Source organism: Rhodococcus sp. MS16 (assembly GCF_013277795.1).
Lineage (GTDB): Bacteria > Actinomycetota > Actinomycetes > Mycobacteriales > Mycobacteriaceae > Rhodococcus_F > Rhodococcus_F globerula.
In genome coordinates this window covers 624,385-636,842 of the sequence record NZ_VBTM01000003.1, presented here as the reverse complement: position 1 = coordinate 636,842, position 12,458 = coordinate 624,385, and the positions used below count along the sequence as shown (strand labels likewise).

Below are 12,458 nucleotides of genomic sequence, written 5' to 3'. Positions count from 1 at the left end.
GCAAGTGCTTGGTAGGTTATCTTACATATGTGGACCAGAGCGAGAGCCCGGACGGGCAGATGACCGACGACGAGTTTGCGGCAGAAGTTTCGCAGTGGCTGGCAGAGAACCTGACCGGCAAATTTGCCCAGCTCAAGGGTAAGGGCGGACCGGGCAGCGAGCATGAGTTCTTCGAGCAACGCCTCGAGTGGGACAAGCATCTCGCGGCCGCGGGCTGGACGTGCCTTGGATGGCCAAAGGAGTTCGGTGGCCGCGGAGCGACCATCTCCCAGCAGGTTGTCTTTCATCAGGAGTACGCGAAGTCGGGTGCCCCGGCACGCGTCAGTCACATCGGCGAGGAACTTCTCGGTCCGACCCTGATCGCTTACGGAACCGACGAGCAGAAGCGTCGCTTCCTTCCGGGCATCAACACGGTCAGCGAGCTGTGGGCGCAGGGGTACTCCGAGCCCGGAGCCGGCTCCGACCTTGCCAACGTCTCGACGACGGCCCGTCTCGAAGACGGCAAGTGGATCATCAACGGCCAGAAAGTGTGGACGTCGCTCGCGCACGTTGCGCAGTGGTGCTTTGTCGTGTGCCGCACCGAGGTCGGATCCAAGCGTCACCAGGGCCTGAGCTTCCTGCTGGTGCCCTTGGATCAGCCCGGTGTGACCGTGCGTCCCATCCAGCAGCTCACCGGCACCTCCGAATTCAACGAGGTCTTCTTCGACGGCGCCGTCACGGACGCAGACCTCGTGGTCGGCGAACCGGGCGAAGGCTGGAAGATTGCCATGGGCCTGCTCACTTTCGAGCGTGGTGTGTCAACACTCGGTCAGCAGATCGGGTTCGCCCGCGAACTTCAAGGCGTCGTAAACCTGGCGAAAGCCAATGGCAGCGACCAGGATCCGCACATCCGCGAGAAGATCGCCCGCGCCTGGGTCGGGCTACGCGTCATGCGCGCCCACGCTATGCGTACTCTCGACGCGGTCGACGCCGGAACCGGTGGCGGCGAAGCATCCGTCGCAAAACTGTTGTGGGCCAACTGGCATCGCGACCTCGGGCAGCTCTCGATGGACGTCCAAGGTGCGTCGTCGTTGGTTGCACCGTGGGAGAATTCCGAAGGCCAGCCATCGGACATCACCGATCCCGAACATCTCGAGTTGGACGAGTGGCAGCGACTGTTCCTCTTCACTCGCGCCGACACGATCTACGGCGGCTCCAACGAAATTCAGCGCAACATCATTTCCGAGCGTGTGCTCGGTCTTCCCCGAGAGGCTCGCTAAATGTCTGACTCCACAGTGGTTTCGCCCTTGTCCGTAGCGCCGGAGGAAACTCCGGGCCACGGATTGCTGAAGGGTAAGAAGGCCATCATCACCGCCGCTGCGGGAACGGGTATCGGTTTCTCGACCGCGCGTCGTGTCCTGATGGAAGGCGGCGACGTCCTCGTCTCCGACTTCCACGAGCGTCGTCTCGGTGAGACCGTCGAGAAGTTGAAGGCCGAATTCCCCGGCCAGCAGGTCGAATCGATCATCTGCGACGTCTCCAGTACCGCACAGGTCGACGCACTCTTCGACGGCGCAGCCGAGAAGCTGGGTCGCATCGACATCGTGGTCAACAATGCAGGCCTCGGCGGGGAAACACCGGTCGTCGACATGACCGATGACCAGTGGGATCGTGTCATCGACATCACCCTCAACAGCACGTTCCGTGCGACGCGCGCCGCACTGCGCTACTTCAAGAGCGTCGAGCACGGCGGTGTTCTCGTCAACAACGCATCGGTTCTCGGCTGGCGTGCACAGCATTCGCAGGCCCATTACGCAGCGGCCAAGGCCGGCGTCATGGCCCTGACGCGTTGCAGTGCGATCGAGGCTGCCGAGTACGGCGTCCGCATCAACGCCGTCTCGCCGTCCATCGCCCGCCATGCCTTCCTGGCGAAGGTCACCAGCGAAGAACTGCTGGACCAGTTGGCGTCCGGTGAGGCCTACGGCCGCGCGGCCGAGGTGTGGGAAATCGCTTCGGTGATCGCGATGCTGGCGAGCGACTACACGACATACATGACCGGTGAGATCGTTTCTGTTTCTTCGCAGAGGGCGTAGGCCTGCCGTGCGCCTTTCTGGTAGCACCGACTACCAGAAAGGCGCACAGTGAAGCCCTGGATAGGATTGAAATCATGACGCCATCCCGAAATTCCGACGACACCGCAGGAAAATCCGGTCGCCGCGACGAGCTTCTCGCGATCGCGGCCGGCCTGTTTGCCGACCGCGGAGTACGGGCGACGACGGTACGCGATATTGCCGATGCAGCCGGGATACTGTCGGGCAGTCTCTATCACCATTTCGATTCCAAGGAGTCGATGGTCGACGAGATTCTGCACCAGTTCCTCGACGACTTGTTCGGCAAGTACCGCGAGATCGTGGCTGCAGGTCTTGACAGTCGGGCAACGCTCGAAGCGCTGATCGTCACGTCGTACGAAGCGATCGACGCGTCGCATTCGGCCGTCGCGATCTATCAGGACGAGGTCAAGCACCTGGTAGCCAACGAGCGATTCTCGTACCTGGTCGAACGCAACACCGAGTTCCGGGACCTGTGGGTGGGAGTGCTCGAGGCGGGGGTCGCCGACGGAAGTTTCCGCTCCGATCTCAATATCGAACTGGTCTTCCGCTTCATGCGCGACACCGTCTGGGTTGCCGTGCGTTGGTATCGGCCGGGTGGCACATTGACCGCGCACACTGTTGCAGCTCAGTACCTCGCAATTGTTCTCGACGGACTCTCTGATCCGTCTGCGGCAGCTGCCGCACCCAAAACTACTGCTGCACTATCGAACTAGGAGTAAAGATCATGTCCGAGGTTTACATCGTCGATGCTATCCGCACCCCGATCGGTAAGCGCGGCGGCGCACTGTCGGGAGTGCACCCCATCGATTTGGGCGCACACGTCATCAAGGCGGTTGTCGAGCGCACCGGCATCGATCCGGCAGAGGTCGACGACGTCATCTTCGGTTGCGTCGACGCCATCGGTGGCCAGGCCGGCAACATCGCCCGCATGTCTTGGCTCGCAGCAGGATTGCCGCAGCACGTTCCCGGTGTGACGGTGGACCGTCAGTGTGGTTCCAGCCAGCAGGCCGTCCACTTCGGTGCGCAGGCAATCCTCTCCGGCACCGCAGACCTGATCATCGCCGGTGGCGTGCAGAACATGAGCCAGATCCCGATCTCGGCAGCCATGATCGTCGGCCAGCAGTACGGATTCGACACTCCCTCTTCCGGTTCCGTCGGCTGGACCGAGCGCTACGGCGACCAGGAAGTGTCGCAGTTCAAGGGCGCAGAGATGATCGCCGAGAAGTGGGATGTCAGCCGCGAAGACCTCGAGAAGTGGGCACTGCAGAGCCATGAGCGCGCCAAGGCCGCCATCGCAGCAGGCCGTTTCGACAACGAGATCGTCACCATGGGCGACGCGACCGTCGACGAAGGCCCCCGTGAGACCAGCCTCGAGAAGATGGCGTCGCTCAACGTCCTCGTCGAAGACGGCCGGATGACAGCTGCTGTCGCAAGCCAGATCTCGGACGGAGCGAGCGCACTGCTCCTGGCGTCGGAAGAAGCCGTCAAGAAGCACGGCCTCAAGCCCCGCGCCCGGATTCATCACCTCAGCGCCCGCGGTGACGACCCCATCTTCATGCTCAGCGCGCCCATTCCGGCAACGCAGCATGCGCTGGAGAAGACGGGGCTGACCATCGAGGACATCGACATCGTCGAGATCAACGAAGCCTTTGCTCCCGTTGTCCTCGCGTGGATCAAGGAAATCGGCGCGGATCCGGCCAAGGTCAACGTCAACGGTGGCGCAATTGCCCTCGGTCACCCGCTCGGCGCCACCGGCACCAAGCTGATGGCAACGCTGCTCAACGAGCTCGAGCGCACCGGTGGACGCTACGGCCTGCTCACCATCTGCGAGGGTGGCGGCACCGCAAATGTGACGATTATCGAGCGTCTCTGACAAATCTGCTGTGCGCCGTTGTTAACAACGGCGCACAGCAGTTAGTTCGGGGTATCGGCCACCTGCACGTCGAACTTGACGTTGTCGCCGTCGACGCTGGTCACAGTTCCCGTCACGTCGTATTCGGTGCCCTGGTCGGTCAAGGCGCACACGACGGTCGCACCGACCTCCGCGTCGAGTCCTTCTGGGCAGGTGACGTCGTCGGGTGCCCTACCGACGGTCGCTGCAAGCTGGCTGGACATCTGGGCTGCGACTTTGTCGGCAGGTACCTGCTTGTCGCCGACGCTGACCGATGCCGAGCACGCTCCGGAAGCCAGTGCGGCAGCTACGCAGATTGCCGCAACAAGGTAATTTCTCTTCACTGTGTTCTCCCAGGTGAGCGCGGTTCCAGCCTCGGACCGGCAGGCCCTCGCTGATAGTAGACCTGGAATCAGCTCTTTGGACGATTCGGGCACGATGGATCAGCGTCGGCGAACCGACAGCGTGAACCCCTCCGGCATCAGGGTCAGACGCTCGACAACTTTCAACCGGTACTCGGGATCTGGTTCGACGGTGTACTTCTGCAGGATCGTTCCCAGAACGAGAACTGCCTCATGGATGGCGAATTGTCTTCCGATGCACGCGCGTTCGCCGGTTCCGAAGGGTTTGTACGTGTGGGCGGGGCGCGCTTTGATATTTGCGGGCAAGAATCTGTCCGGATCGAAGGCTTCCGGATTGTTGCCCCATACGGGATCTCGGTGCAGCGACGGGATGAGGACAAGCATCCAGTCGCCCTTCTTCATCGGGTATTTGCCAATCAACGTGGTGTCCTGCCGAGCGGCGCGGGCATAGGCCGGGGCCGTCGGCCACAGCCGCAGTGATTCGTCGAGGACGCGTCGGACGTACCTCAGTTTTGCGATCTTCTCGAATGCCGGTTCTTCCGTGCCCCACACGGCATCAACTTCCGCCTGCGCTTTGGCCAAGACCTCCGGATTCTGCGACAGGTAGTAGAGCGCGAACGACAAAGCGCCGGAGGTTGTTTCATGCCCAGCGACCAGGAATGTCACGACCTGGTGCCGGATGTTCAGCTCGTCGATCCGGTTGGGATCATTCTCCCGGGCAGCGCGCAGCATCAGTTCCAGAAGATCTTCGTGTGCGCCGCCGGGGCTCTCTCGCCGAGCGCGGATCACCTCGTCCACAACTTCGGCCATGTACGCCTTGCGCACGTCGTCGCGTTGGTCTGCTCGCCGTGCGAGGCGTCGGCCGAGGGCTGTGGATTTGAGGAACGTAGTCCGCTGTGAATGGGACAGGGTGCCGATCATCGCCTTCACAAACGGATGCTGTTCTTCGCGTTCGAACGAATCGAAGGAGTAGCTGAACCCAGTGCGACCGATTGTCTCGAGCGTCAATTTGGTCATGTCAGCCGAGATGTCGATGGGGGAGTCGGTGCCATGACGGTCCCAGTACGCAACCAGTTCGCCGGCCACGTCGAGCATCGTGCGGTGGTACGAGCGCATGGCTGTCTGGCTGAACGCGGGAGCCAGAAGATTGTGGGCCTTGGCCCAGTTCGGTTCGCTGTTGTAGGCCGTGAAGAGTCCGTCGCCGCCGATCCCTCGTAGGGCTTTGACGCCGGGTGCCAGGTGTTTTGCAAACCTGGACTCATCGGAGAGGTCGGCAACCATGTCTGCGCCGGATACGAAGACAAAGCGATTTCCGACTACGTTGCGTTCGAAGATCGGGCCGAGTTCGCGGCCGATGCTCACGGAGTTCTGCAGTGGTGTACGGACGTTGACACCCAGAATGTCGCCGAGGAGGGGGAGGCGCCAGGCCGGATGCGGAATAGCAGGCGCGCCCGTGTTCGGCGTTGCGTCGACGCTCATCGTTGTCCCCCGAGAAGAGTTCGCTTACTGAATTGGTGTCTAGTACGCAAAGTACGCCTTACTGAATCGGTGTCAAGTAGTAATCTGAGTTCGCCATGGTCACCCCACGTAAGCGTCTCGATCGCGAGCAGCGACGCACGCAACTCCTCGACATCGGTGCGCAACTATTTGCCGACCGGTCGTACGAGGATGTCTGGATCGAAGAGGTCGCCGAAATCGCGGGCGTCTCGCGTGGGCTGATGTACCACTACTTTCCGACCAAGCGCGACTTCTTCGCGGCGATAGTCGAGCGAGAGTCCCAGCACCTCCTCGACGTGACGGCGCCGGATTCGACGCTGCCCATCCAGGAGCAAATCGCGGCTGGGCTGGATGCCTACTTTGCGTACGTGAAGTCGCACAGTAAGGGAGTGCGCGCAATCAATGTCGGGACGTTGTCGGCTGAAGCGGGTATCCGGGCAATAGTCGAGCGCGAGTTGGAACAGCAACAGATTCGGATCCTCGACGCGCTGGGATTCGACGACGAGCGCAGGCAGATTGCCGCTGTCGCGGTGCGCGGCTGGATTGCCTTCGTTCGTGCGGTGTGCCTGAACTGGCTCGATCAACCGTCGATTCCGCAGGAAGAATTGCGTGTGATCTGTCTTCGCACTCTTGCCGGGGCGCTCGGAACGGATCTGAGCAGCACGCAAGAGAATTAGCGAAAACAGGCTGATCTCAGTCGATCTCGGCCATATTTCGAGATTTTCGCGTGATGACCGCACCGAATGCCGCGGCCAACGGGAACATGACGACGCCGTAGACCGCGGCCGGTACTGCCAGACGCACGTTGTCCATCAAGCTGACGGCAATGGTGATGGCCAAGGTGCTGTTGTGGATCCCGATTTCCATCGAACTGGCAATGGCTTGGCGGTCCTCGATACCGAAAAGCTTGGGAACGATGTATCCGATCGACAGACTCAGCAGGCAGAACAGTGCTGCGACAACTCCGATGTCGACGAGGTAGTCCGCAATATTCTCGCGCTCCGATATGACAGTGCCGACTATGACCAGCGCCAGCACGATGGCCGACCCGATGCGCACCGGCTTGTCCATTCGCTGGGCAAAAGCGCTACTGCGCAGGCGAACCCACATCCCGATTGCCACCGGAATCAGGACGACGGCAAAAACCTGCACAACCTTCGTGAACTGGAGGCCGAGGGTGTCGTCGGCGTCGGTAGGTTCGAAATAGCCGAGGGCGAAGTTGGTGATCACCGGCAGGGTAACCACGGCGATCACTGAATTTACTGCTGTGAGTGTCACATTGAGCGCAACATCGCCGCGAAAGAGGTGGCTGAACAAGTTGGCTGTGGTGCCGCCCGGCGATGCTGCCAGGAGCATCATGCCGACAGCGAGCAGGGGATCGAGATCGAAGGCGGTGACAAGCCCGAACGCGGCGGCCGGCAGCAGTATCAACTGGCAGACGAGGGCGATCGAGACTGCTTTGGGTGCTTTTGCGACACGGGCAAAGTCCTCGAGGGTCAGTGAGAGTCCGAGGCCGAACATGATGATCGCGAGTGCAATCGGAAGACCGACCGATGTGAGAGCTGAGTCCATGTGGCCACTTCCAGTCACTTGGGGAGAATTTTACTGAAACTACCGTGATGCTTGGGTTTGCGTGGCCATTTGGATGCATTCGTGTATCGGTCCGTGACGAGGTGGCTGAGCGCGGTTATCGTCGAACTATGTGCCGAAACATCACCGAACTCCGAGGACTCGAACCAGCTGCCACAGCGGAGGAGATCGAGGCAGCCTCTCGCCAATACATACGTAAGGTGAGTGGGATTGCCAAGGTCTCCGATGCCAACCGTGATGCCTTTGAACAGGCAGTTCGCGAGGTCACCGAAACCACGACGCGTTTGCTGAGTGCACTGCCGCCGCGCAAGCAGCCACCCCAAACCGTCCCGCCGTTGCGTCGACCCGAGGTTCAGGCTCGAATCGCTGCTCGTTCGTCCTGACCCGAGTGGATCTCACTGACATCGACGTGTGGGACGTCGAACCACTCGAACAACTTGCCGGAGGACTCGAGGGTGTCCTGGTTGCGCACCGTGTTCGAGACATGCGACGACGGCTGGACTTGTTGCGCAGGGAGGCTGCCTCCGACGAATTACAGATCCGTGAAGACGGTTCGGTATCGGCAGTCGCTCCCATTGCCGAAGGGCATCCCCTTCACGTTCACGCAGAGCTGCTCTCGGCTGCCGCGCGTGAGTTGATCGGGGAAGCTCTGCTGGTATCCGCGGATCTGCACCACGCACTGTCCGTGCGGTCGCAGGTGGGTACGGATCTGCGGGACAAGGCTTTTCGTGTCAACGAAGAGTGGCGCGCTTTCAGTCCGGCGCGCCGACGAGAAATAGTGCAGCGCGCGCCGGATCTGATTGCGAATCTCGACGGTATCCCGACAGGTGTGCGCAGTCCGGTGAATCTGCGACGTGTGCAGGCCGAACGGGCACGGCTACAAGATGATTCGGTGCGTATCTCTCAGGAACTGCACCGCGAATACTTCGGTGGACGTTTGAGCAATACCGGTGCGGGCCTCTGGTATGCGCAGCGGAAACTCGAGGATCTGAATGCGCTGGACGAGCTCCTGCACGAACAACCCGATCGCAAGCTGGTCCTGATGGATATGCGTTCCGGCGAGCGCGGGTTTGCCGCGATAGCGATCGGCGATCCGGATACGGCTGATCACATTGCCGTGACCGTTCCGGGGCTCAACACCAATGTCAAAGACTCACTGCGCGGAATGGTCGGGGAGGCAACACGATTGCGCGACGAGGCACAGCGTCAGCTCCACAGTGCCGGACGTGACGAAAGCGTTGCCACGATCGCCTGGATCGGATACGACGCCCCTCAAGTCATCGGCCCCGGAAAATTCGACCTCGGTCGGGCAAGTTTCGACGTGAGCCGTTCCGCGAAAGCGGGTATCGCGGCCGATGCACTGGGGAGTTTCTTTCACGGCCTGCGAGCGGGCGCTGCGAAGCCGGATGTGCACATCACCGCACTCGGTCATTCCTACGGATCCCTCGCGACTTCGCTTGCGCTGCAACGGGGTGCAAGTGCATCGGTCGACGATGTGGTGTTCTACGGATCTCCGGGTGTGCGAGCAAAGGTGGAGGCGGATCTCGGGATCGCGGATCGACACGTCTACGTCATGAAGGCCGAAGGGGACAGTATCGCCGGCTTCGGGCGCTTCGGTGGTGATCCGACGCGTACGGAGTTCCAGCGATTGTCCACAGCGGAGGGAATCACCCCCGACGGCGTGAAACATGAACGCGCCTTCGGGCATGCGGAGTACGCAAGAACCGGAGACAACGGTGAATTGCGGATGACAGGCTACAACCTCGCCGTTGTGGTGGCGGGGTTGCCGGAGCTTGCTGTCCTGGCCTGAATGCGCCGCCGGTAGTTTCGGTACAGACTGTGAGGGTTGTTCCTTCATTCGATCTCGAGGAGTGTTCATGCCTGTTTCCACCGTCACCCTGGCCGAAGGTCTGACCGTTAGCGCGCAAGGCTACGGCGCTATGTCGGTAGCCCCCGTGTACGGCCCGGTGGATCCGGCAGAAGCACTCGCGACGCTTCATCATGCGGTGGATATCGGGATCACCTTCATCGACACTGCAAACATCTACGGCGACGGTGCGAGCGAGCGGGCCGTGGGTAAATTGCTCGAAGGTCGGCGCGACGAGGTTCAGTTAGCCACCAAGTTCGGGTTAGTGGGCGGCATGTCGGCAGGTCAGCGGGGGATCAACGGCGATCCGGCCTACGTGGCACAGGCACTCGAGGAATCGCTCGGTCGACTCGGCGTCGACCACGTCGATCTCTACTACCTCCATCGTGTTGATCCGAGCGTTCCGATCGAGGACACCGTGGGCGCGATGGCAGAGCAGGTGAAGGCCGGCAAGATCCGCCACATCGGGCTTTCGGAAGCAACGGGAGACGAACTGCGCCGCGCCTATGCGGTCCATCCCATCTCCGCGATTCAGTCCGAATGGAACATCTCGAGTCGCGACGTGGAGAACAAGGTGGTGCCGGCCGCCGCTGAGCTCGGCGTGGGATTTGTTCCGTTCTCTCCCGTAGGACGAGGGTTCCTCGCAGGGTCGTTCGATCCCAGCGAGTGGGGCGAGAACGATCTGCGTCGACGCTTCCCGCGTTTCACGGACTCCGCGCTTGCCACCAACCAGAAGGTGCTCGACGTCGTGCGCGACGTGGGCGTCGAATCGGGAGCCACTCCGGCGCAGGTGTCACTGGCGTGGCTCGACGCCAAGGGACGGCATTACGGTCTGCCGTCGGTGTCCATTCCCGGCACCCGTTTTGCGGCGCGCGTGAGCGAGAACGCCGGCGCACTGGACATCGTGCTGACCGAGGATCAGATCGCCCGACTCGACGCGCTTGCGGCCATCACCGAAGGGGAGCGTTCGGCAGATCTTAACTGGATCTCGCAAGGCCGCGAGTAGTCAAAAAAGCCGTAAGCCTGGCGAACTACTAGTAAGATAACTGCGCGATGAAAAAAGTGTGGTTGGTCTGGGGTATCGGTGTATTCGCGTATGTAATCGCCGTCCTTCACCGCACTTCATTTGGTGTCTCGGGTCTGGCTGCAGCAGAACGTTTCTCGATTACTCCCAGTGTGCTGTCCAGTTTCGTAGTGCTGCAGATCGTGGTGTACGCGGGTATGCAGATCCCGGCGGGAGTGCTGCTCGATCGATACGGCTCTCGCATCATGATCGGCGTCGGCGCGTTCATCCTGACGTGTGCGCAGCTGACGTTGGCGTTCACGGAATCGCTGCCCGTCGCGATTGGCGCACGCATCGCGGTCGGGGCCGGCGACGCTCTCACCTTCATCTCCGTGCTTCGACTGGTTCCGCAGTGGTTCCCACCGCGGCAGGTACCACTGGTGTCACAGTTCACGGGAATTCTCGGTCAACTGGGACAAGTACTTTCGGCCCTGCCGTTCATGTTGCTGCTGACCGGGACCGGTTGGACGCTGGCTTACGGCAGCGCGGCCGGCCTGGGGCTACTCGCTTTTGCATTGGCGCTCAGCCTGATTCGTGATTCTCCGCCGGGAACCGAGATTGTTGCGGTTCCCGCCGGGGCAAAGGAGATCGGCCGCCAGATCAAGACGGTCTGGATGCGTCCGGGCACACGCCTCGGGTTCTTCAGTCACATGGGTACACAATTCTCGATCACGACATTTGCGTTGTTGTGGGGAGTTCCGTACCTGTCGTCGGCGCAAGGCCTCGACGCCGCAACAGTCGGTTCGCTACTGACCCTGTCGGTGATCTCCGCCATCGTTGCGGGCCCCATCCTCGGCATCCTCACCGGCCGGTATCCGATGCGCCGATCCTGGCTCGTTCTTTCCATCATGGTGAGCAGTGCGGTGATGTGGACGATCGTGCTGGCCCGCAGCGAACCGTCACCGCTGTGGTTGCTGACGATATTGATCATCGTGATCTCAATCGGCGGTCCGGGTTCGGTGATCGGCTTCGACTACGCCCGCACGTCCAATCCCAGTTCGTCGATGGGCACCGCTCAGGGAATGGTCAATATCGGTGGATTCCTGGCGTCGTTGATCGTGATCCAGGTGATGGGTGTGATTCTCGGCCACATGGGCGGCTATACCTTCGACGGCTTCCGGGTGGCCTGGTTGGTTCAGTACCCGGTCTGGATTCTCGGCATCATCGGTGTGCTTGTCACCCGGGGCAAAGCCCGACGCCAACTCGAGGCAGACGGAGTTCGGTTCCGTCCGATGCGCGAGGTTCTCCGAGGTCGTCGGCAGTAATTCATCCGCGACGGGTGAAGCGAGTGCATGTGCGCTCGTACCACCCTTGATGGATGAACGATCCATTGGACATCGGCCCGGTTGAATTGGTGGTGCTGGGGTTCCCAGGTTCGAGAGTGGACCCGGATACCGTCGCCGCATTGCAGAATATCGTCGAGCGTGGGTTCGTGACCCTGCTCGATCTCGTGTACATCGCCAAAGATCTCGATGGCAGCATCAGGCAGGTCGACGTCGATGAAGACCTCACCGACATCGGCCTGGCGATCCTGTCGATCGAGGCAAAGGCTCTGATCAGCGACGAGGATCTCGACGTGGTTCGTGAGTCCCTGGAACCAGGTACCTCAGCGGCAGTCATCGTCTACGAGCAGACGTGGGCGCGAGACTTCACCACCAAGGCCCGCGCAGGCGGTGGCGAGGTAGTTCTCCATGTTCAGATCCCACACGACGTCGTAGTGGCCGCAGTCGCTGCGGCGCTCTAGGTAGCTCAGGCATCGTCTCAAGCAGAGGAGATCAGCATGGTTTTTCGAGGTGGACGCAGAGGACGGCCGGGATTGCTCGGCACCGTCGCGCGCACAGCAGTGGTGGCCGGAACGGCAAAGGCGACGTCCAATGCCATGGATCGGCGTAGCCAGCGGAAGGCGAGCGAGCAGCAGGCGCAGTATGAGCAGTACGAGCAGCAACAGGCGCCGCCCCCGCAGCAGCAGGCCGCCCCGGCAGCGCCGCCGGCCGGTGACGACCTTGTCTCGAAGCTTCAGGAACTAGGTCGATTGCATCAATCGGGGGTCTTGTCCGACGAAGAATTTGCGGCGGCAAAAGCGCGGTTGCTCAGTTAG

At 61.4% G+C, this 12,458-nt stretch carries 14 protein-coding genes; 11 read left to right on the top strand and 3 right to left on the bottom strand.

The features are described from left to right. The first annotated feature begins 29 nt into the window (after positions 1-29). The 4 genes from FEZ60_RS08010 (at position 30) to FEZ60_RS07995 (ending at position 3,963) form a co-directional block, all read left to right on the top strand. The gene (locus FEZ60_RS08010) at positions 30-1,259 is read left to right on the top strand and encodes an acyl-CoA dehydrogenase family protein (protein WP_172935855.1); all 1,230 of its coding nucleotides are present in this window, start codon (positions 30-32) and stop codon (positions 1,257-1,259) included. Then, positions 1,260-2,072 carry an SDR family oxidoreductase gene (locus FEZ60_RS08005; protein WP_172935854.1) on the top strand — a complete coding sequence of 271 codons (813 nt, stop codon included), beginning with the start codon at positions 1,260-1,262 and terminating at the stop codon, positions 2,070-2,072. A gap of 74 nt (positions 2,073-2,146) precedes the next feature. Further along, on the top strand, positions 2,147-2,803 hold the full coding sequence (locus FEZ60_RS08000; RefSeq protein WP_045068555.1) for a TetR/AcrR family transcriptional regulator: 657 nt from the start codon (positions 2,147-2,149) through the stop codon (positions 2,801-2,803). Between the two features lie 11 nt (positions 2,804-2,814). Next, the gene (locus FEZ60_RS07995) at positions 2,815-3,963 is read left to right on the top strand and encodes an acetyl-CoA C-acetyltransferase (protein WP_033232400.1); all 1,149 of its coding nucleotides are present in this window, start codon (positions 2,815-2,817) and stop codon (positions 3,961-3,963) included. Positions 3,964-4,004: 41 nt separating this feature from the next. Here the strand turns inward: FEZ60_RS07995 and FEZ60_RS07990 are convergent, their stop codons facing one another. Together FEZ60_RS07990 and FEZ60_RS07985 are read right to left on the bottom strand one after the other, a co-directional pair. Beyond that, positions 4,005-4,325, bottom strand: a complete 321-nt coding sequence (locus tag FEZ60_RS07990; RefSeq protein ID WP_172935853.1) for a DUF4333 domain-containing protein — start codon at positions 4,323-4,325, stop codon at positions 4,005-4,007. A 99-nt stretch (positions 4,326-4,424) separates the two neighbouring features. Continuing rightward, positions 4,425-5,822: a cytochrome P450 gene (locus FEZ60_RS07985; protein ID WP_172935852.1), complete on the bottom strand. Its 1,398-nt coding sequence runs from the start codon at positions 5,820-5,822 to the stop codon at positions 4,425-4,427. Positions 5,823-5,917: 95 nt separating this feature from the next. Between FEZ60_RS07985 and FEZ60_RS07980 the strand changes: the two genes are divergently transcribed. Continuing rightward, a complete protein-coding gene (locus FEZ60_RS07980) occupies positions 5,918-6,517 on the top strand; it encodes a TetR/AcrR family transcriptional regulator (protein WP_033232397.1) in 600 nt (199 codons plus the stop codon). Positions 6,518-6,533: 16 nt separating this feature from the next. Here FEZ60_RS07980 and FEZ60_RS07975 read toward each other — a convergent pair whose 3' ends face one another. Then, entirely contained in the window at positions 6,534-7,412 is an 879-nt protein-coding gene (locus tag FEZ60_RS07975) for a bile acid:sodium symporter family protein (RefSeq protein ID WP_172935851.1), read from the bottom strand. Positions 7,413-7,540: 128 nt separating this feature from the next. Between FEZ60_RS07975 and FEZ60_RS07970 the strand changes: the two genes are divergently transcribed. The 6 genes from FEZ60_RS07970 (at position 7,541) to FEZ60_RS07945 (ending at position 12,458) form a co-directional block, all read left to right on the top strand. Next, the gene (locus FEZ60_RS07970; protein ID WP_033232393.1) at positions 7,541-7,813 is read left to right on the top strand and encodes a DUF2277 domain-containing protein; all 273 of its coding nucleotides are present in this window, start codon (positions 7,541-7,543) and stop codon (positions 7,811-7,813) included. Positions 7,814-7,818: 5 nt separating this feature from the next. Then, positions 7,819-9,240, top strand: a complete 1,422-nt coding sequence (locus tag FEZ60_RS33085; protein WP_172935850.1) for an alpha/beta hydrolase — start codon at positions 7,819-7,821, stop codon at positions 9,238-9,240. A 67-nt stretch (positions 9,241-9,307) separates the two neighbouring features. Further along, the gene (locus FEZ60_RS07960) at positions 9,308-10,303 is read left to right on the top strand and encodes an aldo/keto reductase (protein WP_172935849.1); all 996 of its coding nucleotides are present in this window, start codon (positions 9,308-9,310) and stop codon (positions 10,301-10,303) included. Positions 10,304-10,350: 47 nt separating this feature from the next. After that, positions 10,351-11,625: an MFS transporter gene (locus tag FEZ60_RS07955; RefSeq protein WP_092806214.1), complete on the top strand. Its 1,275-nt coding sequence runs from the start codon at positions 10,351-10,353 to the stop codon at positions 11,623-11,625. Between the two features lie 53 nt (positions 11,626-11,678). Next, positions 11,679-12,104 carry a DUF6325 family protein gene (locus FEZ60_RS07950; RefSeq protein WP_045068561.1) on the top strand — a complete coding sequence of 142 codons (426 nt, stop codon included), beginning with the start codon at positions 11,679-11,681 and terminating at the stop codon, positions 12,102-12,104. 36 nt (positions 12,105-12,140) lie between these two features. Continuing rightward, positions 12,141-12,458 carry an SHOCT domain-containing protein gene (locus FEZ60_RS07945; RefSeq protein WP_045068564.1) on the top strand — a complete coding sequence of 106 codons (318 nt, stop codon included), beginning with the start codon at positions 12,141-12,143 and terminating at the stop codon, positions 12,456-12,458.

Excerpts from the sequence above, each read along its gene's own strand:
- FEZ60_RS08005 (WP_172935854.1), top strand. The coding sequence starts at position 1,260 with ATGTCTGACTCCACAGTGGTTTCGCCCTTGTCCGTAGCGCCGGAGGAA.
- FEZ60_RS08000 (WP_045068555.1), top strand. The coding sequence starts at position 2,147 with ATGACGCCATCCCGAAATTCCGACGACACCGCAGGAAAATCCGGTCGC.
- FEZ60_RS07995 (WP_033232400.1), top strand. The coding sequence starts at position 2,815 with ATGTCCGAGGTTTACATCGTCGATGCTATCCGCACCCCGATCGGTAAG.
- FEZ60_RS07985 (WP_172935852.1), bottom strand. The coding sequence starts at position 5,822 with ATGAGCGTCGACGCAACGCCGAACACGGGCGCGCCTGCTATTCCGCAT.
- FEZ60_RS07980 (WP_033232397.1), top strand. The coding sequence starts at position 5,918 with ATGGTCACCCCACGTAAGCGTCTCGATCGCGAGCAGCGACGCACGCAA.
- FEZ60_RS07975 (WP_172935851.1), bottom strand. The coding sequence starts at position 7,412 with ATGGACTCAGCTCTCACATCGGTCGGTCTTCCGATTGCACTCGCGATC.
- FEZ60_RS07970 (WP_033232393.1), top strand. The coding sequence starts at position 7,541 with ATGTGCCGAAACATCACCGAACTCCGAGGACTCGAACCAGCTGCCACA.
- FEZ60_RS07960 (WP_172935849.1), top strand. The coding sequence starts at position 9,308 with ATGCCTGTTTCCACCGTCACCCTGGCCGAAGGTCTGACCGTTAGCGCG.
- FEZ60_RS07955 (WP_092806214.1), top strand. The coding sequence starts at position 10,351 with ATGAAAAAAGTGTGGTTGGTCTGGGGTATCGGTGTATTCGCGTATGTA.
- FEZ60_RS07950 (WP_045068561.1), top strand. The coding sequence starts at position 11,679 with ATGAACGATCCATTGGACATCGGCCCGGTTGAATTGGTGGTGCTGGGG.
- FEZ60_RS07945 (WP_045068564.1), top strand. The coding sequence starts at position 12,141 with ATGGTTTTTCGAGGTGGACGCAGAGGACGGCCGGGATTGCTCGGCACC.